This is a genomic window from Bradyrhizobium sp. 2TAF36 (assembly GCF_052114925.1).
Classification (GTDB): Bacteria; Pseudomonadota; Alphaproteobacteria; order Rhizobiales; family Xanthobacteraceae; genus Bradyrhizobium; species Bradyrhizobium barranii.
This window is the reverse complement of the sequence record NZ_JBFRFR010000097.1, coordinates 1-26,269: the sequence shown is the minus strand read 5'-3', so window position 1 is coordinate 26,269 and position 26,269 is coordinate 1. Positions and strand designations below refer to the sequence as shown.

Here is a 26,269-nt window from a genome sequence, read left to right as displayed (position 1 = left end):
TCACCGGCCTGCTCGGCCCTGCCCCCATCTCGATCGACGATCTCGTGCGGATGTCCGGCGCCTCGCCCGCGATCGTCCGCACCGTGCTGCTGGAGCTCGAGCTTGCGGGCCGCCTCGAACGCCACGGCGGCGGTCTCGTTTCTCTTCTCTAGGTGTCGTTGCGCTCATCGAACCGCGTGCGTGCCGCCGCGATCTGCGCCTGGTGCTCCTTCGCCCATAGCCCAAGCGCCATCACGGGCTGCTGGAGCCCGCGGCCAAGATCGGTCAGCTCATAGTCCACGCGCGGCGGAATGGTCGGGAAGATCGTGCGCGTGACGAGGCCGTCGCGCTCCAGCCCGCGCAGGGTCAAGGTCAGCATCCGCTGCGAGATGCCGTTGATCATCCGCTTCAGCTCGTTGAAGCGCTTGGGCCCGTCGCTCAGCATCATGATGACGAACACGCTCCATTTGTCGCCGACGCGCGCCAGGATCGAGGCGACCCCGCGGCAGTCCGCGTGGTCGCGATCCGGCATCTGGGGAGCAGGAAAATCGGTGTGTGCAGGTCTCAAAGATGTGCCCATGGCTCAAAAAAGTGCGTTCTTGCGGGGAATTTGACAGTCACTCATGTAGTGCGGGTTACAAATCTATACCATAGGTGAACCCCAATGAAACTCCTCCATATCGACTCCAGCGTGCTCGGCCCCCACTCCGTCTCACGGCAGGTTTCCGCCGCCATCGTCGACCGTCTCAGGCAGGCGACGCCGTCGCTCGACCTCGTCTACCGCGATTTGACGCAGATTCCGCTCGCCCACCTCTCCGGCTCGCACCTTGCGGCCGCGCAAGGCGCGCCGGCGCCGGCGGAACTCGGTCCCGACCTGGCCGCGAGCGCGGCCGTGCTCAACGAGTTCCTCGATGCCGATATCGTCGTGATCGGCGCGCCCATGTACAATTTTACGATCCCGAGCCAGCTCAAGGCCTGGATCGACCGCGTCCTGGTGGCGGGGAAAACGTTCAGATACGACGCGAACGGCCCGCAGGGCCTTGCCGGCAACAAGCGCGTGATCGTGGCGATCTCGCGCGGCGGCTATTACGGCCCGGGCACGCCGGCCGCCTCGCTCGAGCACCTCGAAACCTATTTGCGTGGCGTGTTCGCGTTCATGGGCATCACGAGCCCCGAATTCATCGTCGCCGACGGCATCCAGGTTGGCCCTGAGCATCGTGAGAAAGCGCTGGCCGGAGCGCTTCAGGCTGCCACCAGCCTGCAGGCGGCGTAAGACTTACGCCGACACCAGCCGCTGCCGGAGCCCGGCGGCGGCTGAGAATTCGACAGCGCTAAAACCAGGCGCCCTGAACGCCAAGAATGACGGCGACGAGCGAAATGAAAAGCCCGATGCCTGAGAAAAGTGCCACCCCGATGAACTCGGACGTATCGGAGTGCTTGGCTGGAATGGCGGAATGTTCGGTGTAAATACGTGGTTCTGAAATCGACGAAGAAATACGAGCTGCTTTTGACATCGCGGGCTCCCTGAAAGTGAGTCTTATGACCCTGCCCGCAAAAGGGTCTTGGCAGCGCAAGCGAAGGTTCAACGCCTCACGGAAGGTTCAGAGGAATACAGCCACCGAGGTGCAGGAACCGGCCGGCGCAACCGATGTCGTCGCGCCGACCGATTCAATTTTCGCAAACGTTGATCAGCCGCGATAGATCGGTGCGCCCGCGGGAGAGGCAACCGCGCCACCATCGACGAAGATCTCCTGGCCCTGGATGTGCCCGGCATCGTCGGAGGCGAGGAACAGCACCGTCTTCGAGATGTGATCCGGTTCAGCAATGCGGCCGAGCGGCGTGGATAGTCCAAGGCGCTTCTCGAACGCCTTCTCCGCTTCAGGCGTTGCGATCGCGGCGCCCCAGATCGGCGTGCGGGTCGCGCCGGGCGCAACGACGTTGACGCGGATGCCGCGCGGCGACAGTTCCGAGGCCATGATCCGCGCCAGCGCGCGCACGCCGGCCTTGGCGGCCCCGTAAGCGGAGTAGCCGGGAACGCCGAGCACGGAGATCACCGAACCGTTGAGGATGATCGAGGCGTTGTCGTTGATATAGGGCAGCGCCGACTGCACCGTGAAGAACACGCCGGTGAGGTTGGTGCTGATCACCTTCTCAAAGACATCCAGCGTCGTCGAGCCCAGCGGCGTGCTGCCGGGGATGCCGGCATTCGCGAACACGATATCGAGCTTGCCGAATTTTTCGGTGCCCTTCTTGATCGCCGCTTCAGTCGCGGCGACGTCGGTCGCGTCCGCAACCAGCGCGAGCCCGTTCGGCCCGAGTTCCTTTGCCGCGGCCTCCAGCGTCTCCTTGTTGCGCCCGGTGATGATCACCTTCGCGCCCTCGGCCACGAACAGCTTTGCCGTTGCCAATCCAATTCCGCTGTTGCCGCCGGTGATGAGTGCCGTCTTGCCGCTCAGTCTCATGCTCGCCTCTCCAATAGTTTCATTATGAAACCATGTTGCAATCTAGGCGGATGGTTTTATGATGCAACCACACAAGCGCGTGATTGGCGCCGACATCGTGCGAATGTGAGGGGACCTCAGACGATGGTGAAACGAACGAGTTTTGAGGGTGACGGCTGCCCGGTCGCGCGGTCGCTGGAGGCGATCGGCGACTGGTGGACGCTGCTGATCATCCGCGAAGCGATGCTCGGTGTGCGCCGCTTCGGCGAGTTTCAGGGCAAGCTCGGCATGGCCAAGAACATCTTGTCGGCGCGCCTGCGCTCAATGCTCGAACACGGCATCCTGGCGACCGCCCCCGCCTCCGATGGCAGCGCCTACCAGGAGTATGTGCTGACGCCGAAGGGACTTGGCCTCTTCCCGATCCTGGTCGCGCTCCGGCAATGGAGCGAGGAGTTCGACGACACGCCCGAGGAGATCGACACCGTCATGGTCGATCGCGTCAAAGGCCGCCCGGTGAAGAAGCTCGAGCTGCACGCCGAGGATGGACGGTTGCTCAGCCTGGCCGACATCACACTGAAGCCCCGACCGGCACCGCGGCGGCGGTCAGCCTGATCGCGGCACGCTGCCACCACACCGTCATTGCGAGCGCAGCGAAGCAATCCAGGATTTCACCGCGGAGGGATTCTGGATTGCTTCGCTGCGCTCGCAATGACTGCGTTGGGGGGACTTGTACAAAATATCGACGGCGTCAAAGATGGCTGAACACCCCAAAGTGGCACCGCCATGCCCCTGCTCGCTATCGTCTATTTTTCCATCTCCTGCACCACTGAGAAGCTGGCGCATGCGTTGGCGCGCGGAGCGGATGGCATGGCAGACGTCGCGCTTTGCCGAATCACAGGCGGCGACATCATGTCAGGCCGGTTTCAGAATGAGAGGTTCCTGGAAACGATTGACGGCGCTAGCGCCGTTGCATTTGGCAGTCCCACCTACATGGGCGGACCTGCGGCCCAATTCAAAGCTTTTGCGGACGCCTCGAGCGACAGATGGAGCCAGCAAAGACGGGCCAACAAGATCGCAGCCGGGTTCACCACGGGCGCCTGCGCAAGCGGCGATCAACTCCACACATTGACCTACTTCTCCATTCTCGCCGCGCAGCACGGCATGCTCTGGTGCGGACTGGATATTCCGGGTGGGGAGGATCTGAGTGGCCGGAATCGTCTAGGTAGTCAGCTTGGCCTGGCGACACACTTGGTCGACGCCTCGCTACCGCAGAGCGACCTCAGCACGGCCGAATATCTCGGCCGGCGACTGGCGAGAATGGCGGGCCGTAGCGGCTGATCCCCTTGTCATTGCGAGCGCAGCGAAGCAATCCAGAATCCCTCTGCGGAAAGACTCTGGATTGCTTCGCTGCGCTCGCAATGACGACGTTGATGCGGCGCGCCTCCATGTATCGCCGTCACCCTGAGGTGGCCGCTTCTTCAGCGGCCCTCGAAGGGCGACGGCCCGGCTGCGGCATCTCGGCCGCTCATCCTTCGAGGCTCGCTACGCGAGCACCTCAGGATGACGGATTGGACGGTGAGCGCCGCTACGACAGCTTGCGCTTGCTCCGCAGCCGCAGGTGCTCGTCGGCCTCCAGCTTGGTCATGCCCAGGAGATAATGCAGCACATCGAGCTTGTGGCGCTCGGCGAGCTTGCGCAACGCCCCGACCTGCTCGGCGATGAAGGCGACGGCCTCATCGACGCCGCCCTCCCCTGGTTCCTCACCGCGCGAGCCCCCCGGCGCGCCTGATGCGGCGCGCGCCCGTTTCTTTCCTGGCTTAGTCACCAGACCCCACCCGAATCCATGCCCCGGGCGACTCTACGCCGACATTGACCGCAACTCCAAGGTGGTATTTTGCAACTTTCTCGATATGAAACTTTTCCCATTTGAGGTGCTTTCAACACCCCTCGATTTGACAGCGAGGGCCTCACCACCCATGTTCGGGTCGAAACGGCCGATCCGAATCTCATCGAAACCGGCTCGTAATTTCCCCGTAAGTTACTGGAACTACATGAATATCGTCATTGTGGAGTCGCCGGCGAAAGCCAAGACGATCAACAAGTATCTGGGCTCGTCCTACGAGGTTCTGGCCTCGTTCGGCCATGTCCGCGACCTCCCGGCGAAGAACGGTTCCGTCGATCCGGACGCAAATTTCAAGATGATCTGGGAGGTCGACCCCAAGGCGGCCGGCCGGCTCAACGATATCGCCAAGTCCCTGAAGAACGCCGACCGCTTGATTCTCGCCACCGACCCTGATCGCGAGGGCGAGGCCATCTCCTGGCACGTGCTGGAGGTGCTGAAGGAAAAGCGCGCGCTGAAGGATCAGAAGATCGAGCGCGTGGTGTTCAACGCCATCACCAAGCAGGCCGTCACGGATGCGATGAAGAATCCGCGCCAGATCGACGGCGCGCTGGTCGACGCCTACATGGCGCGTCGGGCGCTGGACTATCTGGTCGGCTTCACCCTCTCCCCCGTGCTGTGGCGCAAGCTGCCGGGCGCCCGCTCGGCCGGCCGCGTGCAGTCGGTGGCGCTGCGGCTGGTCTGCGACCGCGAGCTCGAAATCGAAAAGTTCGTGCCGCGCGAATACTGGTCGCTGATCGCGACCCTGCTGACGCCGCGCGGCGACGCCTTCGAGGCGCGGCTCGTCGGCGCCGACGGCAAGAAGATCCAGCGGCTCGACGTCGGCAGCGGCGCGGAAGCCGAAGACTTCAAGAAGGCGCTGGAAGCAGCCGCCTATGCCGTGACCGCGGTTGATGCGAAGCCGGCCCGGCGCAATCCGCMGGCCCCTTTCACCACCTCGACGCTGCAGCAGGAAGCCAGCCGCAAATACGGTTTTGCGCCGGCGCACACGATGCGCATCGCCCAGCGCCTTTATGAAGGCATCGACATCGGCGGCGAGACCACCGGACTCATTACTTATATGCGTACCGACGGCGTGCAGATCGATCCGTCCGCGATCACCCAGGCGCGCAAGGTGATCGGCGAGGATTACGGCAACGCCTATGTGCCGGAGGCCCCGCGCCAGTATCAGGCCAAGGCCAAGAACGCCCAGGAAGCGCATGAAGCGATCCGCCCGACCGACATGTCGCGCCGCCCCGACAGCATGAGCCGCAAGCTCGATGCCGACCAGGCGCGACTCTATGAGCTGATCTGGAAGCGCACCATCGCGAGCCAGATGGAATCGGCCGAGCTCGAGCGCACCACTGTCGACATCACCGCGAAGGCCGGCGGCCGCACGCTGGAGCTGCGGGCGACGGGTCAGGTCGTCAAGTTCGACGGATTCCTCGCGCTCTACCAGGAAGGCCGCGACGACGAGGAAGACGACGATTCGCGCCGCCTGCCCGCCATGAGTGCGGGCGACGGCTTGAAGCGGCAGTCGCTCGCCGTCACCCAGCACTTCACCGAGCCGCCGCCGCGCTTCTCGGAGGCCTCGCTGGTCAAGCGCATGGAAGAGCTCGGCATCGGCCGTCCCTCGACCTATGCCTCGATCCTCCAGGTCCTGAAGGACCGCGGCTACGTCAAGCTGGAGAAGAAGCGCCTGCACGGCGAGGACAAGGGCCGCGTCGTGGTCGCCTTCCTCGAAAGCTTCTTCAGCCGCTACGTCGAATATGACTTCACCGCAAATCTGGAGGAGCAGCTCGACCGCATCTCCAACAACGAGATCTCCTGGCAGCAGGTGCTGAAGGACTTCTGGACCGGCTTCATCGGCGCCGTCGACGAGATCAAGGATCTGCGCGTCGCTCAGGTGCTCGACGTGCTCGACGACATGCTGGGCCAGCACATCTATCCGCCCCGCGCCGATGGCGGCGATATCAGGCAGTGCCCGAGTTGCGGCAACGGCAGGCTGAATCTCAAGGCCGGCAAGTTCGGCGCCTTCGTCGGCTGCTCGAACTATCCGGAATGCCGCTACACCCGCCAGCTCGCCGCCGACAGCGAGACCACCGCCGACCGTTCGCTCGGCCAGGACCCCGACACCGGTCGCGATGTCTGGGTCAAGGCCGGCCGCTTTGGGCCCTACATCCAGCTCGGCGAGCAGAAGGATTATGAGGAAGGCGAGAAGCCGAAGCGCGCGGGCATCCCGAAGGGCACCTCGCCGGGCGACGTCGAGCTCGAGCTTGCGCTGAAGCTGTTGTCGCTGCCGCGCGAGATCGGCAAGCATCCGGAGACCGGTCAGCCGATCACGGCGGGTCTCGGCCGCTTCGGGCCGTTCGTGAAGCACGAGAAGACCTACGCCAGCCTGGAGAGCGGCGACGAGGTCTTCGATATCGGCCTCAACCGCGCGGTGACGCTGATCGCGGAAAAGATCGCCAAGGGCCCGAGCCGCCGCTTCGGCGCCGACCCCGGCAAGGCGATCGGCGATCATCCGACGCTGGGCACCGTCACGGTGAAGAGCGGCCGTTACGGCGCCTATGTCACGGCAGGCGGCGTCAACGCGACGATCCCGGCCGAGTTCGAAAAGGACACCGTCACGCTGCCGCAGGCGATCGCGCTGATCGACGAGCGCGCGGCCAAGGGCGGCGGCAAGACCAAGGCGAAGAAAGCCGCGAAGCCGGCCAAGGCCAAGAAGGCTGCGGCGAAGGCCACCGACGGCGATGACGCCGCGCCGAAGCCGAAGAAACCGGCCGCGAAGAAGGCGGCCAAACCCAAATCCGAATCCACCAGCAAGGCGCGCGCCGCCGTGTCGTCGACCGCAAAAACGTCGCCGACCAAGGCCGCCGCCCCCAAGGCTCCGGCCAAGAAGAGTGCCGGCAAGACCTAGATCAAGAATTAGAGGTTAAGTGAAACGCAAGAATGACCATGGCTTTCCCGACCGGAGCGCCATCGTCGCCTTCATCAAGGCAAATCCCGGAAAGGTCGGGACCCGCGAAATTGCGCGCGAGTTCGGCCTGAAGAACGCCGATCGCATCGAGCTCAAGCGCATGCTGCGCGAGCTCGCCGACGACGGCACCATCAAGAAAAAACGCCACAAGGTTTCCGAGCCGGACGCGCTCCCGTCGACGCTGGTCGCCGACATCACCGGCCGTGACAGTGACGGCGAGCTGATCGCCTCCCCCACCGAATGGGACGAGGTCGAAAGCGGCGAGCCGCCGAAAATCCTCATCGTAATGCCGCGCCGGCCGAAGCCCGGCACCGCCGCCGGTGTCGGCGATCGCGCGCTGCTGCGCGTCGAGCGCTCGGACGAGAACGAAGGCCCGGCCTATCGCGGCCACATCATCAAGGTTTTCGACAAGACGAAGAGCCGCATCCTCGGCGTGTTCCGCGAGCTTCCCGAAGGCGGCGGACGGCTGGTCCCGGTCGACAAGAAGTCTGCCGACCGCGAGCTGAACATCGCCGCAGCCGACACGCACGGCGCCCGGGACGGCGACCTCGTCAGCGTCGACATCGTCCGCACCCGCAGCTTTGGGCTGGCCTCGGGCCGGGTCAAGGAGAAGCTCGGCTCGGTCAAGTCGGAGAAGGCGATCAGCCTGATCGCGATCTACGCGCACGACATCCCCCTGCAGTTCCGGCCCGCGGCAGAGCGTGAAGCCGAAGCGGCAGAGCCGGCCAATCTGAAGGGACGTGAAGACTGGCGCGACGTGCCGCTCGTCACCATCGATCCCCCGGATGCGAAGGATCACGACGACGCGGTGCATGCGCAGCCCGATCCTGATCCGAACAACAGAGGTGGCTTCATCGTCGATGTCGCCATCGCCGATGTCAGCTTCTACGTGCGGCCGGGCACCGCGCTCGACCGCGACGCGCTCGATCGCGGCAACTCGGTCTATTTCCCGGACCGCGTCGTGCCGATGCTGCCCGAGCGCATCTCCAACAATCTATGTTCGCTGGTGCCCGGCGAGCCGCGCGGCGCGCTCGCAGTGCGCATGGTGCTCGGCTCCGATGGTCGCAAGCGCTCGCACAGCTTCCACCGCATCCTGATGCGCTCGGCGGCGAAGCTAAACTACGCCCAGGCGCAGGCCGCGATCGACGGCCGGCCCGACGACACCACCGGACCCCTGCTCGATCCGATCCTGAGGCCGCTCTATGCCGCCTATGCCTGCGCCAAGCGCGCCCGCGACGAGCGCGATCCGCTCAATCTCGATCTGCCCGAGCGCAAGATCCTCTTGAAGAGCGACGGCACGGTCGATCGCGTCGTCGTGCCTGAACGTCTCGATGCGCACAAGCTGATCGAGGAGTTCATGATCCTCGCCAACGTCGCGGCGGCCGAGATGCTGGAGAAGAAGTCTCTCCCGCTGATCTACCGCGTGCATGACGAGCCGACGCTGGAGAAGGTCCACGCGCTCGCGGAGTTTCTGGAGACGCTGGACGTTCCGTTCGCGAAAGGCGGCGCGCTGCGCCCGGCTTTGTTCAACCGCGTGCTGGCGCAGCTCGAAGGCCACGACCACTTCCCGCTGGTGAGCGAGGTCGTGCTGCGCGCGCAGGCACAGGCCGAATATTCCGCCGAGAATTACGGTCATTTCGGCCTGAACCTGCGCCGCTACGCGCATTTCACCTCGCCGATCCGCCGCTATGCCGACCTCGTCGTGCACCGCGCGCTGGTCCGCGCGCTCGGCCTCGGCGAAGGCGCCCTGCCCGACAGCGAGACGCCGGAAAGCCTTGGCGAGGTCGCAGCCCACATCTCGGTGACCGAACGGCGCGCGATGAAGGCGGAGCGCGAGACCGTCGACCGGCTGATCGCCCATCACCTCGCCGACCGCATCGGCGCGAGTTTCCAGGGCCGCGTCTCCGGCGTCACGCGCGCCGGCCTGTTCGTCAAGCTCGCCGAGACCGGCGCCGACGGCCTGATCCCGATCCGATCCCTCGGCACGGAATATTTCAACTATGACGAGAGCCGGCACGCGCTCGTCGGCACGCGCAGCGGCACCATGCATCAGCTGGGTGACGTCGTTGACGTCCGTCTGATAGAAGCAGCTCCCATCGCAGGCGCGCTACGCTTCGAGCTGCTGTCGTCGACCGGCGAGACCGCGCCGCGCGGCCGCAGGCCATCCGGTCCGCAACGCCGCCCTTCGTTCAAGGCGCATCCCGGACGCAGTCCAGCGAAGAAACATAAGGCGGCGAAACAGAAGAAGCCCGGCAAGGGCAAGAAAGCCAAAGGGAAAGGCAAGGGCCAGAAGGGCAAGGCATGGTGACGACGAGCACGGCCCCAAAGATCTGGACGCGCGAGACCGGTCTCGTCGAGAAGCGCGACGTCTGGACGGCCATGAAGCGCGGTTTCCGCAGCCGCTGCCCGCGCTGCGGCGAGRGCAAGCTGTTCCGCGCCTTTCTCAAAACCGCGGACAATTGCTCGGTCTGCGGCCTCGACTTCACGCCGCATCGCGCCGACGATCTGCCGGCCTATCTCGTGATCGTCATCGTCGGCCACATCGTGGTGCCCACGATCCTCTGGATCGAGACCAATTACACCACGCCGGTCTGGCTCAGCTTCGCGGCCTATCTGCCCTTCACCTTCGTCGCCTCGCTCGCGCTGCTCCAGCCGGTCAAGGGAGCTGTCGTCGGCTTGCAATGGGCTCTGCGCATGCACGGCTTTGACGACAACCCTCCGGATGGTATTCCGCCGGTCTAAGCAAATAATCAAAAAGCGGTTTGGGTGAGGACATGACGGATACGTCGCAGGGAGCCGAGAAGGCCAAGATCCACGAGGGCAAGGAAGCCGACCATCATCCCTATTTCCGCCCCCGCGATGCGGCAACCCTGATCCTGGTCGATCGTAGCGGCAACATTCCAAAAGTCCTGGTCGGCAAGCGCCACGACAAGGTGGTCTTCATGCCCGGAAAGTTCGTCTTCCCCGGCGGCCGCGTCGACAAGGACGATTACCGCGTGCCGTGTGCTGCACCCATCACCGCCGAGCTGGAAGCCAATCTCGCCAAGGGCAGCCCGAAGACTCCGGCCTCGCGCGCAAAGTCGCTGGCGATTGCCGCAATCCGCGAGGCCTGCGAAGAGACCGGCCTCTGCCTCGGACGCAAGACCGAGGGGAAAGCAAAACTCGAGGGTGCCTGGAAGCCGTTCGCGGATGCGGGCCTGCTGCCCGACCCCTCAAGCCTGTTCCTGATCGCACGCGCCATCACCCCGCCCGGCCGCGTCAAGCGGTTCGATACCCGCTTCTTCACCGCGGACGCCTCCGCGATCACCCACCGCGTCGAGGGGGTGATCCATGCGGATGCCGAGCTGGTCGAGCTGGTCTGGGTCGAGCTCGGCTCAAAGCCGCTCGCCGATCTGCATCCGATGACACGCAACGTGCTCAACGAGCTCGACACCCGCCTTGCCACCGGCCCGCTCCGCCACGATGCGCCGGTGCCGTTCTTCCATTTCTACGGCGGCAAGATGCAGAAGGATATTTTGAGCTGATCCGGCCACCGAACTCCCCAGGCTCGTTCACGCGATCAGCAAACTCAGCGCGGCACCTCTGAAGGCGCGGTCTTCGCTGCCACCTTGTCCRTGGCCGATCGCCCATTGCTGCGGCCACACAAGCTGCTCCAACCCTCGCGCCGTCGCAGAGGTGAAGGACGACCAACGCGGGGAGCCGTGATCGCGGTACAAGAGACCGCCGGGGCCCATATCCGGGTAGATCGCGACGTGAATATCGAAACCCTCGCCCGCCGGAAGATCAGGTCCAAACCAATAGGTTGGGCTTCGCCCCGGCTCACGAGCAACGATGGCTGTCAGAGTTTGCCTCGGTCCCCGAAGACCAAGCCAGAACGGCGCGATCGAACCCGGCGCGAAAGCCGTGAAAATCGTCTGGGCCGCTGCGACATCGGTCGCAGCGCTTTGCCCCACGAGCCTCAGCTCGATCCGGCGCCCGCTCTCCACACATCCGCTGAACGGCGCTTCGACATCTCCGGGCCGCAGCTCTCTCCATTTGGCGGGATCAGGATCCGGTAGCGGCCATTCCATCCTCTCCCTGACAACGCCGTCAGTATCGAGCACCTGATAACGCAGGCCTTCCTCGTCAAGCGCGACCTGAATGCAATGCAGATACTCGACGCGTTCCGGCATCCTGTGAGCCGTTCCCGCGCCCGCAGTGCAGATCTGCAGGACACCGCGATGCGCCTGGACATCGAAGGCGAGGATGTGGCTGCACAGATAGGCGAGCACGTTTTCGTTCACCAGGATGTCCCAAAACGGGCGAGCGTATTCGTGGCCGATCTCGCGCTGATACGTCCCGGTAAAGCCGTTGACCGGAAACACCGGGTGATGACCAAGGACGAGCTTGTGCCGGGCATCGCCATGCTCTCTGAGCGTCGCTTCGAGCCACGCGAGCTCGACATGGCCCTCACCTCCCAGGCCGCTCCAGAGCGTGTTGACGAACACCATCAGGAGGTCGCCGCGCCGCACGAAGTAGGAGAGACCCGCCTGTCCCGGCGGTCCATTTTTCGGCAGCTCGAGCACTGCACGAAACACCGCCTCGCTCATCAAATCATAGGTCGTGTGGTTGCCGGTTGTGTGCCACATCGGAATGGCCGCACGGTCGAGCCATGCCATTTCCGTATCCAGCCAATAGCGCCACTGCGCGCGGAGTGCGTCCGGATCCGGCGTCAGCCCGATGATTTCATCGCCCGGGAAAAGAACGAATTCAGGCTGCGGCCTCAGGCGTTGAACGACCGCATTGACCGAGGCGAAGGTCTTTTCGTGCAATCCACCCGGAACGCCCGAACAGGAGTCGCCATACAACAGGAATTGGTGGCCCTTGCCGCGCGGTCGAAGCGCGGGAATGGAATTATTCGCTGAGGTCATGGCCTTCCATTGCGGTGTGAGGCCGCGAGGATGGCAATTTCCGCAACGGCTAGCAACAGGCCGTGGCTGGACCTAATCAGGAATCATCAGGCTCGGCGCCGACATAGTCGCGCGCCGGCAGCTTGAGGACGCGGCTGATCTCGCTTGCGAGCTTGTCCGCCTCCTCGCGCCTGGTGAAGCTCTGAAGCGTGATCGGCTCGGTGCCCCTGTTACCGCAGAGATTGACGTCGTAGGTCGTCAGATCCGTATCATAGTCGTCGGTGATGCTGATGAAGTGATAGTCGGCGAGATCGCGGTGCTTGCGAATATTGAGCGGGCCGAACTGCCTGGTGACGACGATCTGGCGCAGCGTCTCGTTGAGCACGACGAAAGTACGGAACGTCAGCAGGATGATTCCGGGGATACCGACGAGCAGTCCGAGCCCCGTGAACACCAGCACCGGCACGAGATCATCGGCGAGCCGGCCGAAGCCGGAAAAATCCTGGCGCAGGCCGAGGCCGACATTCCACAAGAGATAACCGCTCGCGGCCAGCAGCGGCAGCGACAGCAGGCGGCCGACCCAGGGCATGGGCCGGTCGATGCGAACGGTGCCGCCGTCCACGGTCATTGCGCCTGCCATTGAAGGTCTCCTCACGGGTCCTGGCTTGGTCGGGGCGAGCGCGGGATTGGTTCGATGCGGGCCGCATTCGTCATGCCCTTGCCGCTGCGCGCGGCCTTGAATGACGCGATTGTGCTGAGCGCGTCGCAAAAAACGAAAAAATCTTCCCGCCTCCCCCAATGGCGGAGTCCCCACGCGTCCCTATGTCTTCCCCAACGACACCCAGAGCGGATACGGGGCGATGGCACAACGGCAACTCAAGCTTGGCGCGTTCATGCGCCCGATCAGCATCCACACCGGCGCCTGGCGCTATCCGGGGGCCTGGCCGGACGCCAATTTCAACTTCAGCCATATCAAGACGCTGATCCGGAAGCTCGAGGCCGGCAGGTTCGACGCCTTCTTCATGGCCGATCACCTCGCCGTGCTGAACATGCCGGTCAACGCGCTCAAGCGCAGCCACACCGTGACCTCGTTCGAGCCGTTCACGCTGCTGTCGGCGCTGTCCGCCGTCACCGAGCGCATCGGCCTGATCGCGACGGGCTCGACGACGTTTGACGAGCCCTACCACGTGGCGCGCCGCTTCGCCTCGCTCGACCATCTCAGCGGCGGGCGCGCGGGCTGGAACATCGTCACCACCTCGAATCCGGACGCGGCGCTGAATTTCGGCCTCGACGACCACATGGAGCATGCCGAGCGCTACAAGCGCGCCCGCGAGTTCTACGACGTGGTCACGGGCCTCTGGGATTCCTTCGCCGACGACGCCTTCGTGCGCGACGTCGAAAGCGGCGTGTTCGTCGATCCCGCGAAGATGCACGTGCTCGACCACAACGGCAAATATCTGAAGGTGCGCGGCCCCCTCAACATCGCGCGGCCCGTGCAGGGCTGGCCGGTGATCGTGCAGGCCGGCGCATCGGAGGACGGCAGGCAGCTTGCGGCGGAGACGGCGGAAGCCGTGTTCACCGGCGGCGGCCCCCTCGCCGACGGCCAGAAACTCTATGCCGACATCAAGGGCCGCATGGAGAAGATCGGCCGCGATCCTGAACATCTCAAGATTCTTCCCGGCGCCTTCGTCGTGGTCGGCGACAGCGTCGATGAGGCCAAGGAGAAGCGCGCGCTGCTCGACAGCCGCGTGCACTACGACAGCGCCATCGCCTCGCTCTCGGTCATCATCGGCACGGACGCCTCGGGCTTCGATCCGGACGGGCAACTGCCGGAGATTCCGGAGACCAACGCCAGCAAGAGCGGCCGCCAGCGTATGGTCGACCTCGCCAGGCGCGACAAGCTCACCGTGCGCCAGCTCGCCCAGCGCGTCGGCGGCTATGGCGGGCTGTCCTTCGTCGGCACCGCCAAGACCATCGCCGACCAGATGGAGGAATGGCTGGTCGGGCGCGGCTCCGACGGCTTCAACATCATGTTCCCGTTCCTGCCCGCCGGCCTCGACGATTTCGTCGACAAGGTGGTGCCGGAGCTGCAGCGGCGCGGGATTTTCCGCAAAGAGTATGAAGGGGCCACGTTGAGGGAGAATCTGGGCCTGCCGCGGCCGAAAAACCGGTTCTTCGAGGCGTAATGGGACCGTTTTGGGTGGTTTTCCGCTCTAGAGCCCCGTTCGGGGCTCTAGGTTGTTGTTTTTGACGCGTTTTCTTGACGCGAACCGGTGCCCACTTCGCTCGAAAACGCTTCGAAACCTTGACATCAGGCGGTTTCTGGCTAGGTTGCCGGCCAACGCGGGCCGTTTGGCCGGCTCCAGATTCCCTTCATTCCTGAGGTTCTGAACATGGCCAAAGCGGTCACCATCAAGGTCAAGCTCGTGTCCTCGGCTGACACCGGCTTCTACTACGTCGCCAAGAAGAATTCGCGCACCATGACCGACAAGCTGGTCAAGAAGAAGTACGATCCGGTCGCGCGCAAGCACGTCGAATTCCGCGAAGCCAAGATCAAGTAAGAAGATCAAGTAAGATCGCGGAATAAGCTACGGACTTTTGACGGGGCCTCACGGCCCCGTTTTTATTTTGCGGCTCACGTCTCGGACGGCCGGCTCAGTCGTTGCGGAAAGCGGTGTCGGACCGAACACGCGTCACTTCGGCTGCATCGATCGGGGCAGCGGCACCACCCCAGCTATTTCTGACAAAGCTGAGCACCGCCGCGACCTGGCGATCATCGAGCTGCCAGCCGTAGGACGGCATGCCGGGTGCCGTCGGCTCGGCCTTGGTGCCGACGCTTCGCGCACCACGGAGCACCATTCGGATTGCCGTTGTGGGATCATTTGATTGCACCATCGTGGACTCTGCGAGGGCGGGAAACAGGTGTGGAACGCCCTTGCCTTCGATCCCGTGGCAGGCGGAACATTGGTCTCGGTAGATCGCGCCTCCGGCCGCCATCACGTTCGCACCCACCGGGGCAAGCCTCGCCTCATCCTTGTTGCCCGGCAATGATTTCAGATACGTCGCAATAGCCTTCGTATCCTCATCCTTCATCCTGGACGTCGACAGCTCGACGGCCTCCGCCATCGGCCCTGTCGCAGCGGTAGCGCGATTGTGCCCCGTCTTGAGGTAGAGCGCGACATCGTCTGCCGTCCAACTGCCCAGTCCTGTCCGCCGGTTGTTGGTGATGTCAGGCGCCGACCAGCCCTGAAGATTTGCTCCCTGCAGATATTGATCGGTTCGGTCGCCTCCGAGCAGCGTCTTCGGCGTGTGACAGGCTCCGCAATGCGCCGGCCCGTCGACGATGAACTTGCCGCGATTCCATTCGGCGGATTTGGTCGGTTCCGGCTTGTATTCACCTGCCGCGAAGTAGAGCGCGTTCCACACGATCATCGTTGAGCGGATATTGAATGGAAACGGAAGCGTATCCGCGTTGCGCGAATTTCGGACCGGCTCCAGCGAAGTCAGATAGGCCCGGATTGCCATCACATCGTCACGCGACATCCGGGTGTACGCATTGTAAGGCATGGCCGGATAGAGATGCGCGCCGGTTCGTCCGATACCCTTTCTCACCGCGGCATCGAATTGATCGTCGCTCCAGGCTCCAATGCCCGTTTCCAGATCGGGCGTGACATTGGGCGATATGATGTTGCCGAACGGCGTTTCGATCGGCCGCCCACCCGAAAACGGCTTGCCGCCGGGAACGGTATGGCAGCCGGCACAGTCCGACAGGATCGACAGATAGCGCCCGCGTTCGATCTGGGTGAACTCTTGCATGTTTGCGGAGCCGGCATGCGCGCGGCCGGCCAGCGACGCCGAAGCGAGCACTGCGCAAACGAGCGTGCATACGCGAGGAATCCTACGCATCGACCAGCCTTCCGGGATTCTTGAGGTACTGGTTCCGGATCGCGGCCGCCGACCAATAAGCGAGCGCGCCGACCGTGAGCGTCGGGTTGTAGCCGGCGTTCTGCGGAAAGGCGCTTGCCCCCATCACGAACAGATTCGGGACATCCCAGCTCTGCAGATATTTGTTGAGGACGCTTGTCTTGGGATCGGCCCCCATGATCGCACCGCCGTTGAGATGCGTCGTCTGGTAGGTCGTTATGTCGTATGGCGCGGTTCGATACTGCACGGCGAGCTTTTCAGCGCCCATCGCCTTGATGATCTCGGCGAACTTGTCGGTGAGAAACTTGTTCTGCTTGATCTCGTTCTCCTTGAGATCCATCGTGATCCGCATCAGCGGACGCCCGAACCGGTCCTTATAGGCGGGGTCGAGATCCAGGTAGATGTCGCGGTAGGCGTAGAAGCTGCCATGCACACCGGTGCCGGGCTTGACCGTGCTGAGATAATTGTCCTTCACCGCCTTCTTCCAGTCGGCGCCCCATGCCGGCGTTCCCGGCGGCACCAGGGTGCTTTCGATCGGACGAGCACCTGTCTGCACCTGGCCGACATAGCCGCCGCCGACGAAACCATGCGGCCCGTGATCGAAATTGTCGCCGTTGAACTCGTCGATACACATCCCGATCGAACCCGATGCGATGAACGGGTTGAAGTTGAACTTCTTGTTGTCGAAGAAGCCATTGACCGACGAGATCGTCTGGTGGGTGTAGTTTCGGCCGACGACCCCAGTGTTGGTGACGGGGTCGTAGGGCTGCCCGACTTGCGAATGCAGAAGAAGCTGCACGTTGAACATCGTGTAAGCCGACAGGATCACGAGGTCGGCCTGCTGCTCCCATTCTTCGCCGCTCGAGTCCACGAATGTCACGCCGGTAGCGCACTTGCCTGAACGATCGACATTGATCCTAACAACCTCTGAATTGTCGCGGAGGCTGAAGTTCGATTTTCGAATGAGATGCGGCAGGATGGTTGTTTGCGGGCTGGCCTTKGAATAATTGCCGCAGCCAAACCACTCGCAGAAGCCACAATAGGTGCAGGGGCCAAGGCGCATGCCCAGCGGGTTCGTATAGGCTTGCGAGAGATTGCCCGAAGGCTGCGGGAACGGCTTGTAGCCGAGCTCGCGCGCGGCTTTCCCGAACAGCGTATGGCTGAACGGCTGGGCCTGCGCCGGGGTCGGATAAGGACGGGACCGCGGCCCTTCGAACGGATTGCCGCCGTCCATGATCTTGCCGCTCAGATTTCCGGCCGTCCCCGACGTGCCGCACAGATATTCAAAGCGATCGTAATGCGGCTCGAGCTCGTCATAGGTCACGCCCCAATCCTGGATCGTCATATCCGGGGGCAGGAACGCCGCGCCATAGCGTTCGGTCAGATGTGTCTTCAGCACGAAATCCGACGGGAGAAACCGCCACATTTCCGCATTCCAGTGCACGCCCCCGCCGCCGACGCCGTTCGGCGGCATGAACGCGCCCCAGCTCCGGATCGGCAGCGCCGTCTGGTCCATCTTGTTGCGGAACGTGAACGTCAGCTGGTCCGGACGCAGGAACAGCTCGTGCCGGATGCGATAACGAAGTTCGTCCTGCATGTAGCCCGGCGGAAAATCCGTCGGCGCGTCGCGCCATGGACCGCGCTCGAAAGCGATGACCTCGAGCCCCTCGTCGGTCAGCTCATTAGCCATGATCGCGCCGGTCCAGCCGAAACCGACGATGACGACGTCTTTCCTGGGAAGCCTTCGGGACATGCTACGACCTCGTCCATTGCGCGTTGCCGGTCATGCCAACCGGCGGCAGCGGAAAGCGCTCGTTGTGGCGGTTCACCCAATCGAGATAGTTGTAGCGCGCGCCCGGATAGCCGATCATCTTCCACGCGACCATGTCGCGGTTCCCGCCATAGATCGGGTCCGCGAAAAATCCCATCTGGGCGTCCTTGACGAGTTGCGTGAAGAACGCCTTGCCGTCGACGCCGTCGAGCTTGAGCTCGCCCTTGTCGACCGCCTTCAGAAGCGCGATCCTGTCGTCGCCGGAGAGCTCGGCGAAGGGCTTTCCACCACTGTGCTGCTTGCACGCACGATCGAATGCAGCGAGACCGTCCCGATAATCCTGTGCCGGACCGTTCGCCGACTGATGGCCCTGATTCTTCAGGCCGGCCTGAAACGGTGGGCGCACATACAATCCCTCCTGCCGGCCGTAAGGCCCAGCCAGCTGCCGGTCGATGAACACGGCGCAGCCGGCATCCTTGCCGCCCGGCGTCTCCGGATCCGGCGGGATGATGCAATCAACGAGTGCCTCCATGGCTCTGCCTTCTTCGCCGTTGAAAAACTCCCACGGCCCAAGCTTGATTGGCGGCGGCGGATTTCCCGCATTTGGAGCCCAGGGCAACCTCCCTGCGATTGTGGCGGCTTTGACGGTCGTCGCGCTGAACAGCAGCAGGGCCGTCCCAGCAAGAAATTCCCTGCGTCGCAGGCCGATCATTGTGGGCGTCCCCTGTTTCATTTTTTCTTCCTCGTCGGTCCACCGCGCTGGAACTTCGATGAGCTTTCGGAGAAGTGAAACGCCTCCACGTCGTCGCTCACGACCTGCATCTATCGGTCATGATCGACAACAATTGCCCGTGAACACCTCACCGACTCTCAACGCGCGGCTTCTCGTTGTACGATCGCAAATTGATCGCGTATTTCACGAAGCCGGCGCGTTTCCAAAAAAACACGGAGCCGATTGCTGCGAGCAGGCAGCGGAATCTCGCGGCAAGTCTCCTGTGTCCCGGACGCGCTGCAGTGCGCAACGTTGCTGCGCTGCGTCCGGGGCACGAGACCGAAGTTGACGCGCTGCTCTTTCTCCACGCCGTCGTTGCGGGGAGTTCTTGCGACGGAGCAATCCAGAGCCGTTCCGCCGAGGGCCACGCTTTGTGTGAATGGCGAGTTTATAGGCAGATGCCCCCTCAACCCTCGGTTGCCCAATCCGAAATGTATGTTACCGTGCATTTACCGGGGCGGCATCTCCGTCCCGAATTTGGGAAGGACATGCTCATGAAATTCTCGTCAAGCTTTGTCGTGCCCTCAGCCGTCGCTGTCTTATCAACTGCCTTGCTGTGCGCCCCGGCAGCGTCGCAAATCCCGACTGGGTCCGCCGCCACGATTCCCCCTGTCACGGTCGACGCGCCGAAACAGGTGGCAAAGCCGCACGTGTCGGAGCGGGGAGCAAACACAACGGCGCCGCGTCGGACTGCGTCAACCGCTCGAACGTCAACCGCGAGCACGCCTTCGTATGCGCCGGGCTCGGTGATGGGGAGGATTGCCAGCCTGGAGAAAGTCGCCAGCAGCTGCAACGGTGGCTGTGCATCAAGCTTCCCAAGCGGCAAAGATCCCTGGGTCGGATGCAGCGAGTCGGGCGGCGGTACGAACTATGGACCTTTCTCGCCAACGTGCCGAGACACCATCACCCATACATCCTACGAGGGTTGCGTTGAAACCAAGGTGTTCCTGGGCGAAAACCGAAACAAGGCCCACTGGTTTTGCAGCAGCCTGCAGGCCGGCAACAGGTTTAAAGTTGCCGAACTCAAGCGATCAGGACGTCGCTAGTCCATACCGCCCGCTGGCTTTCTGTTTCAGTTGAACCTGGACCCGATGTCGGCCAGCGCTGGCCGCAGCTAGCCCAGCGTCGCCCGCCGGTCGCGCGCAAGCGCACCGTCGAGGTGACGCTGCGCTGCGCCCGGGGCACGAGAGCATGGCGGCGGTGGACCATTCTTTTGCGTTCCGCAAGCAAACGATTCTTTCTGCATTTGAACGACGAGATCGCGTCAGGTCGCGCGCATGGGATCAAGCGAGCTTGTTCAGCGCAGATGTCGATCCAACTCCTCTCGCACCGGCAGCACGATTGCACCGGGCAATGATGGAGATGGACCATGACTGGACTTAAAATTCTCGCTGCCGTGGCTTTGTTGTCGGGCCTGACCGCAAGCACCGCCTACGCGCAATCCGGCTTTGCGAGCAGCCATCCCGACACGTACGAGGCCGAGAACCCCAATCGCAACCTGAACGGCACGCTGACGCCGGCCGGTCGGCTGGGCCTCGAGTTGCCGGATGGCGCAGCTCCTGCGCAAGGCGCGGACAGCGCCATGGCTCGCGCGGATGGCACTGCTTCACGTTCCTGCGCGGAGCGTTATCGATCCTACGATCCGGCGACGAGCACCTACCTCGGGTGGGACGGCAACCGCCATATCTGCAGGTAACGCTAAGCCGCAAGTCACCGGATCAGATGGAGTTCGAACGGATGGCCAGATGACCGGTTGGATTCGAGGCGCCGTCGAGATGGCGTCTCGAACTTTCCATGACACCTTACGCGTCACGGCCAACGCGTGACTCTCCTCGGGTCTTCATGCTCGTCGTTCTGCCGGAGACGCCTCGGGTGCCGACGCTTGTGACAGCGCGCCCCCAAAGCGCCGCGTTGCGTCCAAGGCACGAGCGCAGAAGTAGATGTATGCTCCTGAATTGTCGCGTCCGCCATGCGCATGGAAGACGACGTTGATACCTAGTTGCCCATGTCAATGATGGGCCACGATCCGGCACGCTTCCCAATCCCTCGAAAACGCGGTCATATGGCGTCCGGGTACACTTGGCGTTTTGGCGCGAGGGTATCCGCTTGCACGGGGAGAACGCGCGTGAAGGAACTCGCTGGAAAGACTGTGTTCGTGACCGGTGCAGCGTCAGGCATTGGACTGGGGATCGCGACCGCCTTCGCCCAAGCGGGGGCGAAGGTCATGCTTTGCGACATTGAAGAAGCGGCTCTGTCCGCAGCGCTCGAGCAACTGAGGCTCACCAACGTCGATGTCGACGGCGTGAAAGCGGACGTTTCACTCAAAGCCGAACTCGCGGCGGCCGCCGAAGCCACGACTGCTCGCTATGGCAAGGTGCATATCCTCGTCAACAACGCGGGCGTCGGCGGCGGTGGGCCTTATGGCGCCTGGACCGAGGCGTCGTGGAACTGGACCTTGGGCGTCAACCTGATGGCGACCATTTGGGGGATCGAGATTTTCGGGCCGTTGATCGAGCAGCATGGCGAGGGTGGACACATCGTCTCCACAGCCTCGATCGCTGGCCTCATTTCAGGGGAGAGCAACGCATACAACGTCTCCAAGTCTGGCGTTGTCGCGCTGTCCGAGGGCCTGCGGCGTGAACTCGCGCCCCGAGGGATTGGCGTATCGGTGCTGTGTCCAGGGATCATCCGCACTCAAATCATGGACTCGAGACGCAATCTCCCCAAACGCTTCGAGGGGGCGCTTCCTCCCTTGCCGACTTCGGGCCCACGTGCCGAGTGGATCAATATGCTCCGGGAACGCATCTCTCAGGGCATAGAACCCAACTATGTCGGCGAACTCGTCCGCGAAGGCGTCGAAAAGGACTTGCCATATATCTTCACCGACCTCGAATTTGAGCCGATGATCGAAGCGCGCTTCGCCGCAATCAAGCAAGGCTTTGACCACATCCGCGGGCGCACCCCGAAACGTTGAGCGCGCAGCCCTTCCACCAGCCTTAGCGGCTAACACGAATATTCGGATAGGGCTGAAACCGGCTTCAAAGCCGTTGCGCAGTGGACCGCCAATGTCTCAGTTGGATCAAAATGCGAAGAACTCAGAGTGAGCAAAGTCAGTCCGCTCTACCTCACCAGGCGGACCTCAATGAAAGGTGTCGCCACTTCGCTGATGGGCCAGAAGCGGACGACGAGACCGAGCGTCTTGGCATCCCCAAGGCCAACGATAAGCTCGAACTTCTCCGGTGRCTGCGTCCATCTGGGCTTGCCTTACGAACCCACTGACTACACGCTACCCAAATGAGCAGATTCCACGCCCGAGGTAAGGTCRTGATCGGCGCCACGGCACTCCGTGCGCTTGTGCTGACTGCAGCTTTTTTCGCGGCGTTGTCGCCGGYCACCTGCCTTGGCGAAAACAGCAACCGCTTGCCGGCCAAGGCTACAAAGGAGCTACCACCCGAGTTGCTCTCGCTGCTCCGACAAAAGAMGATGCCAAAATACTCGCCTATCCTTGTGCGCGTCTTCAAGCAAGAGGCGGAGCTCGAAGTCTGGAAACAGGACACCACCGGCCTCTTCAAAATCCTCAAGGTGTACCCGATCTGTCGGTGGTCGGGGGATCTCGGGCCGAAACTGAAGGAGGGTGACCGTCAGGCTCCAGAGGGGTTCTATACGATTACTCCCGAGCTGATGAATYCCAACTCCGATTACCATCTYGCGATCAACGTSGGCTTTCCCAACAGCTTCGACAAGGCAAACAATCGCGACGGCARCTTACTCATGATCCATGGCGACTGCTCRTCGAGCGGTTGCTATGCCATGACCGACGAACAGATAAGCGAGATCTATTCGCTAGCGCGGGACTCCCTCGGCGGCCGACCGTCCTTTCAGGTCCAGGCTTATCCATTCCGCCTGACGCCGGCAAACCTGGCGCAGCATCGAAATAGCCCGAACCTCTCCTTCTGGAAAATGCTCAAAGTCGGCAACGATCACTTCGAGACGACGCATCTCGAACCTAAGGTGGRCGTGTGCAATCGACGCTATGTGTTCGATGCGCAAGCTCCACCAAATTCGCCGTATCCTCTCGTGTTCAGTCCCACCGATAAATGCCCCGCGTTTGTYGTGGATTCCAAAATTGCGCGGCGGGCGCTTGAGAAGCAACGTACCGACGAACTCGAATTCGCGCGATTGCTCAATGACAACGTSCCGRCAGCCCCGATCTATAGCGGACTGGACGGCGGAATGAACGAGGCTTTTCTAGAAAAGTATCTGGTCAGAGTGACGCTTGCGAAAGTGATGCCGTATGCATCTTATCTGCCGCAACTGCCGCCAATCCCCTGGGTCACCAACGATGGTTCGTTGACGAGTAGATGGTTTGGCACCTCGTTCTCGAAACCGATTGCATGTGATCTGGCTCGTTCCAGCTTCCTGTCGACCGTCTTGGAAGTAGACGACGGGTGCTAGAGCGCCCACACATCCATCAACCGCTGCTTGGGGCCAATAGGCGACATCGCCGATCAGCCTTTTGCATTCAATGACCTCGTCGTTTCCATCAACACCTGACGGGCAGGTGAGCTTAACCATCCAGAATCGGTCAAGTGCATTGCCCCTTCGGTGCAAACTGTCTTCTGGCGAGAGATGGGCGTCAACGGTAACATTGCGCACACTGTTGGAGCGGGGAGAGACGAATGATCTCTGCTTGTTGGCTTGCCGTTTGGATCGCGTGCTTCGGCTTAGGAATGGCCGTGGTCTTCCGGACGGGGCTTGGTATTGAACGTTGGTCTCCCGCTCTCGGCTTGGCCTATCTCGTAATCATTGGCCCTTCAGTTCCAATCGTAGCTTGGTTGGCCGCGGATCAGATCGTAACTGTAGAGCAGGCCAGTTGCGCGGAGTTGGACCCAGCAGCGGATCGGCTGAACGGCATGTCGCCATCCGAATTCCGCGTGCGCTGTATCGCAACCCAAGACAATTCGGGTTGGCTTGCTCGTCGCAGAACATGAAAGCTCTGGAGACAAATCATGCCGGAGGCGCTTGAAGTCGAGATATCTGCCTTCTTCAACAAATACATGGAGACATTCACCACCTGGGATGGTGATCAAATCGCCAAACTCTACTGCGCTCCCTGCATCACCATGCGGGGTGACGGGTCGATACATTGTTTTCAGTCACGTGACGAGATTGCGCGGTTTTTCCAAGGAGTGGCCGACACCTACCGGCGCGAAGGGGCCGAAAGTGGAACTCTGCACGATGTAGTGGCTGTTCCTATAGGCGAACGCAGTGCTCTCGGAACTGTAACGTGGAAAAACCTCCGACCGGATGGAAGCGTCACAAGGCAATGGCGGCAGTCGTACAACCTTGTTCGCTCCCCCGACGGCTGGCGCATCCTTGCTACGACATTTCACCTAAGCGGGGTACCGAGCTAGTGATTTCCGCTTTGGGTCAAAAGCTGCGGTCAGCCCAACCATCGTGTGACGTCCGCTTTCCCGTAGACAGCCGACATCGCGACGCCTCTTGCGCTGGTCAGCTGGCGTGATTCTGCTCAACCAAAAGCGGTCATGTGTCGATCTCGGTTCTGAAGATGAATGGAGCTCGATGAGATGTTTCGCATTTTATGGCACAGGTAACCCTTGCGCGCCGGTTTCGCCGAGCGCACTCTTGCAGAGCGCTTTCACAAGAACTACGGAGGGTGCGATCATGCCACGGGTCAAGCAAGCTTCGAAGCAGAAGCGCACAGCCAAAGCCGCCACCGTGAAGGTGCTAGGTGCGGCCGGACTGGGTCTTTCGCTGGCGAGTAGCGCATCCGCATCCACGATGCCCGCTACCGGTATCCCGCAATCCAACACCTCGCCAAATCAGCGCTTCTTTCTTGGCGAAGAGGAAATGGCCGACGTCAGTCTGGCCACGTTCCATCTTTTCGATAGAGAAAACTTTGGCGGCGGCGTGCAGCTAGCGCGGGGGTGCGGTGGTTGCGGGTGCGGCCATGGTGGCGGGGGGTGCGGCGGCGGCCGAGGTTGCGGCGGCGGCGGGTTTGTTGGCGGCCGAGGTTGCGGCGGCGGCGGGTTTGTTGGCGGCCGAGGTTGCGGTGGTGGTGGGTTTGTTGGCATCCGAGGTTGCGGTGGTGGCGGGCTCGTTGGCATTCGAGGTTGCGGTGGTAGCGGGTTCGTTGGCATCCGAGGTTGCGGTGGCTTCCGTGGTTGCCGTGGCTTCCGTGGTTGCGGTTGCGGCGGCTGCGGGTTCGACGTCGGGTTCGATGACGACATCGGGTTCGATGGCTGGGGCTATGGTGGCTGGGGGTTCGGCGGTTGCGCGGGTTGCTGCGCATCCTGGGGGGCGTGCCGCTTGTGCTAAGTCCCACCAAGGACTCTGCTAAGCTGCGATCAGCCTCTCGCTGGTTACGAGTTTAAGGTCGACTTCGGGTCAAAATGCGAAGAACTCAGAGCGAGCAAATCCAGTCCGCACCGCCTCGCTAAGCGGACCTCCTTCAGCGGTGTCGTCACTTCGCTGATGGGCCAACATCGGACTTCCCAAGAAGACATGACGCAAAGTGATTGCCAGCCGAAGCCAGGGCATCTCCGTTCCTTGGGCCAGAGATGCTACCTGCTGCTGACAGTATGCTGTCAGTAGCACAGCGATACAGTCCTCCCGAACTTATAGAGGGAGATAAAGCTGTGAAGTTTGCTTCAACACGCCTGATCTCCGCTGATATCAAGGCTCTCCTCAACCTCTACGAGGTTTGGGCCAGCGTTGGCGCGACCCTTCATCTCTGGCGGCCGCGTTATCGCGATCGCCGGGAGCTCGCACGCTGGACCGAGCCCGACCTGCACGATATCGGCGTCTCCCGGAGCGACATCGCACACGAACTCGAAAAGCCGTTTTGGCGGGCCTAGCGACGGCAGCCGCGCCGGTACCGGGTTAAGGGGATTCGAGGTTTAGCCGCCCCCATAAGGTGCTGCCTGCTCGTTCCCGAACCTGTTGAAGTTGTTCTCCGGATTATACCCGGAGTCGCGCAGGTTCTTGATGTACAGGTCGCGGTCGTTGGAATTACCTGGGCCCACAGCATATGGGCTCAGCCCCCTCGACCCCTCGCTCGGCGACGGCGCAGGCGACGCGCGGCCATGATGGGTCCTCTGTGCGGCCAAAGCGCCAGAAGTAGAAATTGCGAGAATRGCAACGATGACAAGAATGCTTTTGGCCATAGATCAGCTCTTCGATAATCCACGGGACTGGCATGACCGGCACTCATCGGCCATGGTCGAGGGATGATTGCCATACCGTACCAGGGGCTCGCCCTGGCACCCGTACCTCCGCCCTTCCGCCCAAGCAGGCGGCGCAAGCGCGGCAATCGCCAGTAGTCTGGTCTTTTCGTGCTGGCGGTTTCTGATCACTATACGATGGGGACGACCGCTCTGTCTGGCAACAGGAGGTCCTTCAAACTAGCGCGAGGACCGGTCGAGCCTAAGCCCAATGCCTGCGCGGCGAACGGGTGGTCCGGTCTGGGTCTTGGGTGTGTGCAAACGGATAGGTCGGCACGCGGCCGTGGTCGCCAATCGTTGCAGGCGGCCGATGTCTCGCGTCGGAGCGTCCAATGACTGGCCAAAGTGGGTATCGCGACGCGATATTGCGCTTTTGGAGGCACTTTCCGG

The 26,269-nt window shown here is 62.5% G+C and carries 23 protein-coding genes and 1 pseudogene; 15 read left to right on the top strand and 9 right to left on the bottom strand.

The annotated features are described in order from the left end of the window. Positions 1-152: pseudogene (locus AB4Z51_RS38495) on the top strand (DNA-processing protein DprA); the annotation flags it as partial. Here AB4Z51_RS38495 and AB4Z51_RS38490 read toward each other — a convergent pair. After that, complete coding sequence (locus tag AB4Z51_RS38490) at positions 149-559, bottom strand: winged helix-turn-helix transcriptional regulator (protein WP_028152772.1); 411 nt, start codon at positions 557-559, stop codon at positions 149-151. The pseudogene AB4Z51_RS38495 and the gene AB4Z51_RS38490 sit on opposite strands and share 4 nt — an antisense overlap. Positions 560-643: 84 nt before the next feature. On the opposite strand from AB4Z51_RS38490, the gene AB4Z51_RS38485 reads away from it, so the two are divergent. Beyond that, positions 644-1,252 carry an FMN-dependent NADH-azoreductase gene (locus tag AB4Z51_RS38485; protein WP_135215729.1) on the top strand — a complete coding sequence of 203 codons (609 nt, stop codon included), beginning with the start codon at positions 644-646 and terminating at the stop codon, positions 1,250-1,252. 58 nt (positions 1,253-1,310) lie between these two features. Here the strand turns inward: AB4Z51_RS38485 and AB4Z51_RS38480 are convergent, their stop codons facing one another. Next, the gene (locus AB4Z51_RS38480; protein ID WP_071917406.1) at positions 1,311-1,493 is read right to left on the bottom strand and encodes a hypothetical protein; all 183 of its coding nucleotides are present in this window, start codon (positions 1,491-1,493) and stop codon (positions 1,311-1,313) included. A 174-nt stretch (positions 1,494-1,667) separates the two neighbouring features. Further along, positions 1,668-2,441 (bottom strand): SDR family NAD(P)-dependent oxidoreductase, encoded by a 774-nt coding sequence (locus AB4Z51_RS38475; protein WP_071913097.1) that lies wholly within the window; start codon positions 2,439-2,441, stop codon positions 1,668-1,670. Positions 2,442-2,564: 123 nt separating this feature from the next. Between AB4Z51_RS38475 and AB4Z51_RS38470 the strand changes: the two genes are divergently transcribed. Both AB4Z51_RS38470 and AB4Z51_RS38465 read left to right on the top strand, forming a co-directional pair. Next, positions 2,565-3,032, top strand: a complete 468-nt coding sequence (locus tag AB4Z51_RS38470; protein ID WP_071913095.1) for a winged helix-turn-helix transcriptional regulator — start codon at positions 2,565-2,567, stop codon at positions 3,030-3,032. Positions 3,033-3,203: 171 nt separating this feature from the next. After that, entirely contained in the window at positions 3,204-3,758 is a 555-nt protein-coding gene (locus AB4Z51_RS38465; protein ID WP_135215730.1) for a flavodoxin family protein, read from the top strand. Positions 3,759-4,005: 247 nt separating this feature from the next. Here AB4Z51_RS38465 and AB4Z51_RS38460 read toward each other — a convergent pair whose 3' ends face one another. Next, positions 4,006-4,245 (bottom strand): hypothetical protein, encoded by a 240-nt coding sequence (locus AB4Z51_RS38460; RefSeq protein ID WP_014494703.1) that lies wholly within the window; start codon positions 4,243-4,245, stop codon positions 4,006-4,008. A 226-nt stretch (positions 4,246-4,471) separates the two neighbouring features. Here AB4Z51_RS38460 and topA point away from each other — a divergent pair, with 226 nt between their 5' ends. From topA to AB4Z51_RS38440, 4 genes are read left to right on the top strand one after another with little or no spacing between them, the layout of a single operon-like run. Further along, positions 4,472-7,219 carry a type I DNA topoisomerase gene (gene topA, locus AB4Z51_RS38455; protein WP_441499207.1) on the top strand — a complete coding sequence of 916 codons (2,748 nt, stop codon included), beginning with the start codon at positions 4,472-4,474 and terminating at the stop codon, positions 7,217-7,219. Positions 7,220-7,238: 19 nt separating this feature from the next. Then, on the top strand, positions 7,239-9,587 hold the full coding sequence (gene rnr / locus AB4Z51_RS38450; protein WP_135215732.1) for a ribonuclease R: 2,349 nt from the start codon (positions 7,239-7,241) through the stop codon (positions 9,585-9,587). Continuing rightward, positions 9,581-10,021 carry a DUF983 domain-containing protein gene (locus tag AB4Z51_RS38445; protein WP_441499206.1) on the top strand — a complete coding sequence of 147 codons (441 nt, stop codon included), beginning with the start codon at positions 9,581-9,583 and terminating at the stop codon, positions 10,019-10,021. The genes rnr and AB4Z51_RS38445 overlap by 7 nt, the downstream gene beginning before the upstream one ends. Positions 10,022-10,053: 32 nt before the next feature. Further along, complete coding sequence (locus AB4Z51_RS38440; RefSeq protein ID WP_135215733.1) at positions 10,054-10,803, top strand: NUDIX hydrolase; 750 nt, start codon at positions 10,054-10,056, stop codon at positions 10,801-10,803. 27 nt (positions 10,804-10,830) lie between these two features. Here AB4Z51_RS38440 and AB4Z51_RS38435 read toward each other — a convergent pair whose 3' ends face one another. After that, positions 10,831-12,189, bottom strand: a complete 1,359-nt coding sequence (locus AB4Z51_RS38435) for a metallophosphoesterase family protein (protein WP_135215734.1) — start codon at positions 12,187-12,189, stop codon at positions 10,831-10,833. Positions 12,190-12,265: 76 nt separating this feature from the next. After that, positions 12,266-12,808 carry a hypothetical protein gene (locus tag AB4Z51_RS38430; RefSeq protein WP_167768175.1) on the bottom strand — a complete coding sequence of 181 codons (543 nt, stop codon included), beginning with the start codon at positions 12,806-12,808 and terminating at the stop codon, positions 12,266-12,268. A 220-nt stretch (positions 12,809-13,028) separates the two neighbouring features. Between AB4Z51_RS38430 and AB4Z51_RS38425 the strand changes: the two genes are divergently transcribed. Both AB4Z51_RS38425 and rpmG read left to right on the top strand, forming a co-directional pair. Continuing rightward, on the top strand, positions 13,029-14,354 hold the full coding sequence (locus tag AB4Z51_RS38425; protein ID WP_135215736.1) for an LLM class flavin-dependent oxidoreductase: 1,326 nt from the start codon (positions 13,029-13,031) through the stop codon (positions 14,352-14,354). Between the two features lie 207 nt (positions 14,355-14,561). Beyond that, the gene (gene rpmG, locus AB4Z51_RS38420; protein WP_007603295.1) at positions 14,562-14,729 is read left to right on the top strand and encodes a 50S ribosomal protein L33; all 168 of its coding nucleotides are present in this window, start codon (positions 14,562-14,564) and stop codon (positions 14,727-14,729) included. Between the two features lie 94 nt (positions 14,730-14,823). Here rpmG and AB4Z51_RS38415 read toward each other — a convergent pair whose 3' ends face one another. The 3 genes from AB4Z51_RS38415 to AB4Z51_RS38405 are packed head-to-tail and all read right to left on the bottom strand — an operon-like array spanning position 14,824 to position 18,575. Further along, positions 14,824-16,074, bottom strand: a complete 1,251-nt coding sequence (locus tag AB4Z51_RS38415; RefSeq protein WP_167768176.1) for a cytochrome c — start codon at positions 16,072-16,074, stop codon at positions 14,824-14,826. Beyond that, entirely contained in the window at positions 16,067-17,845 is a 1,779-nt protein-coding gene (locus AB4Z51_RS38410; RefSeq protein WP_135215737.1) for a GMC family oxidoreductase, read from the bottom strand. Before AB4Z51_RS38410 ends, AB4Z51_RS38415 begins: the two co-directional genes overlap by 8 nt. A gap of 1 nt (position 17,846) precedes the next feature. Next, the gene (locus tag AB4Z51_RS38405; RefSeq protein WP_275552125.1) at positions 17,847-18,575 is read right to left on the bottom strand and encodes a gluconate 2-dehydrogenase subunit 3 family protein; all 729 of its coding nucleotides are present in this window, start codon (positions 18,573-18,575) and stop codon (positions 17,847-17,849) included. A gap of 1,429 nt (positions 18,576-20,004) precedes the next feature. Here AB4Z51_RS38405 and AB4Z51_RS38400 point away from each other — a divergent pair. From AB4Z51_RS38400 to AB4Z51_RS38380, 5 genes are all read left to right on the top strand, one after another. Then, positions 20,005-20,331, top strand: coding sequence for a BA14K family protein (locus tag AB4Z51_RS38400; RefSeq protein WP_071913076.1), 327 nt, complete (start codon positions 20,005-20,007; stop codon positions 20,329-20,331). A gap of 429 nt (positions 20,332-20,760) precedes the next feature. Beyond that, positions 20,761-21,609 (top strand): SDR family NAD(P)-dependent oxidoreductase, encoded by an 849-nt coding sequence (locus AB4Z51_RS38395; protein WP_441499205.1) that lies wholly within the window; start codon positions 20,761-20,763, stop codon positions 21,607-21,609. A 320-nt stretch (positions 21,610-21,929) separates the two neighbouring features. After that, complete coding sequence (locus AB4Z51_RS38390; protein ID WP_441499204.1) at positions 21,930-23,090, top strand: L,D-transpeptidase family protein; 1,161 nt, start codon at positions 21,930-21,932, stop codon at positions 23,088-23,090. Between the two features lie 554 nt (positions 23,091-23,644). Further along, positions 23,645-24,049, top strand: coding sequence for a nuclear transport factor 2 family protein (locus tag AB4Z51_RS38385; protein WP_085398148.1), 405 nt, complete (start codon positions 23,645-23,647; stop codon positions 24,047-24,049). 1,245 nt (positions 24,050-25,294) lie between these two features. Continuing rightward, complete coding sequence (locus AB4Z51_RS38380; protein WP_441268437.1) at positions 25,295-25,513, top strand: DUF1127 domain-containing protein; 219 nt, start codon at positions 25,295-25,297, stop codon at positions 25,511-25,513. Positions 25,514-26,269 lie beyond the last annotated feature (756 nt).

Bases quoted from the DNA above. Each gene is read 5' to 3' on its own strand.
- AB4Z51_RS38490 (WP_028152772.1), bottom strand. From the start codon at position 559: ATGGGCACATCTTTGAGACCTGCACACACCGATTTTCCTGCTCCCCAG.
- AB4Z51_RS38485 (WP_135215729.1), top strand. From the start codon at position 644: ATGAAACTCCTCCATATCGACTCCAGCGTGCTCGGCCCCCACTCCGTC.
- AB4Z51_RS38480 (WP_071917406.1), bottom strand. From the start codon at position 1,493: ATGTCAAAAGCAGCTCGTATTTCTTCGTCGATTTCAGAACCACGTATT.
- AB4Z51_RS38475 (WP_071913097.1), bottom strand. From the start codon at position 2,441: ATGAGACTGAGCGGCAAGACGGCACTCATCACCGGCGGCAACAGCGGA.
- AB4Z51_RS38470 (WP_071913095.1), top strand. From the start codon at position 2,565: ATGGTGAAACGAACGAGTTTTGAGGGTGACGGCTGCCCGGTCGCGCGG.
- AB4Z51_RS38465 (WP_135215730.1), top strand. From the start codon at position 3,204: ATGCCCCTGCTCGCTATCGTCTATTTTTCCATCTCCTGCACCACTGAG.
- AB4Z51_RS38440 (WP_135215733.1), top strand. From the start codon at position 10,054: ATGACGGATACGTCGCAGGGAGCCGAGAAGGCCAAGATCCACGAGGGC.
- AB4Z51_RS38430 (WP_167768175.1), bottom strand. From the start codon at position 12,808: ATGGCAGGCGCAATGACCGTGGACGGCGGCACCGTTCGCATCGACCGG.
- AB4Z51_RS38425 (WP_135215736.1), top strand. From the start codon at position 13,029: ATGGCACAACGGCAACTCAAGCTTGGCGCGTTCATGCGCCCGATCAGC.
- rpmG (WP_007603295.1), top strand. From the start codon at position 14,562: ATGGCCAAAGCGGTCACCATCAAGGTCAAGCTCGTGTCCTCGGCTGAC.
- AB4Z51_RS38415 (WP_167768176.1), bottom strand. From the start codon at position 16,074: ATGCGTAGGATTCCTCGCGTATGCACGCTCGTTTGCGCAGTGCTCGCT.
- AB4Z51_RS38405 (WP_275552125.1), bottom strand. From the start codon at position 18,575: ATGATCGGCCTGCGACGCAGGGAATTTCTTGCTGGGACGGCCCTGCTG.
- AB4Z51_RS38400 (WP_071913076.1), top strand. From the start codon at position 20,005: ATGACTGGACTTAAAATTCTCGCTGCCGTGGCTTTGTTGTCGGGCCTG.
- AB4Z51_RS38385 (WP_085398148.1), top strand. From the start codon at position 23,645: ATGCCGGAGGCGCTTGAAGTCGAGATATCTGCCTTCTTCAACAAATAC.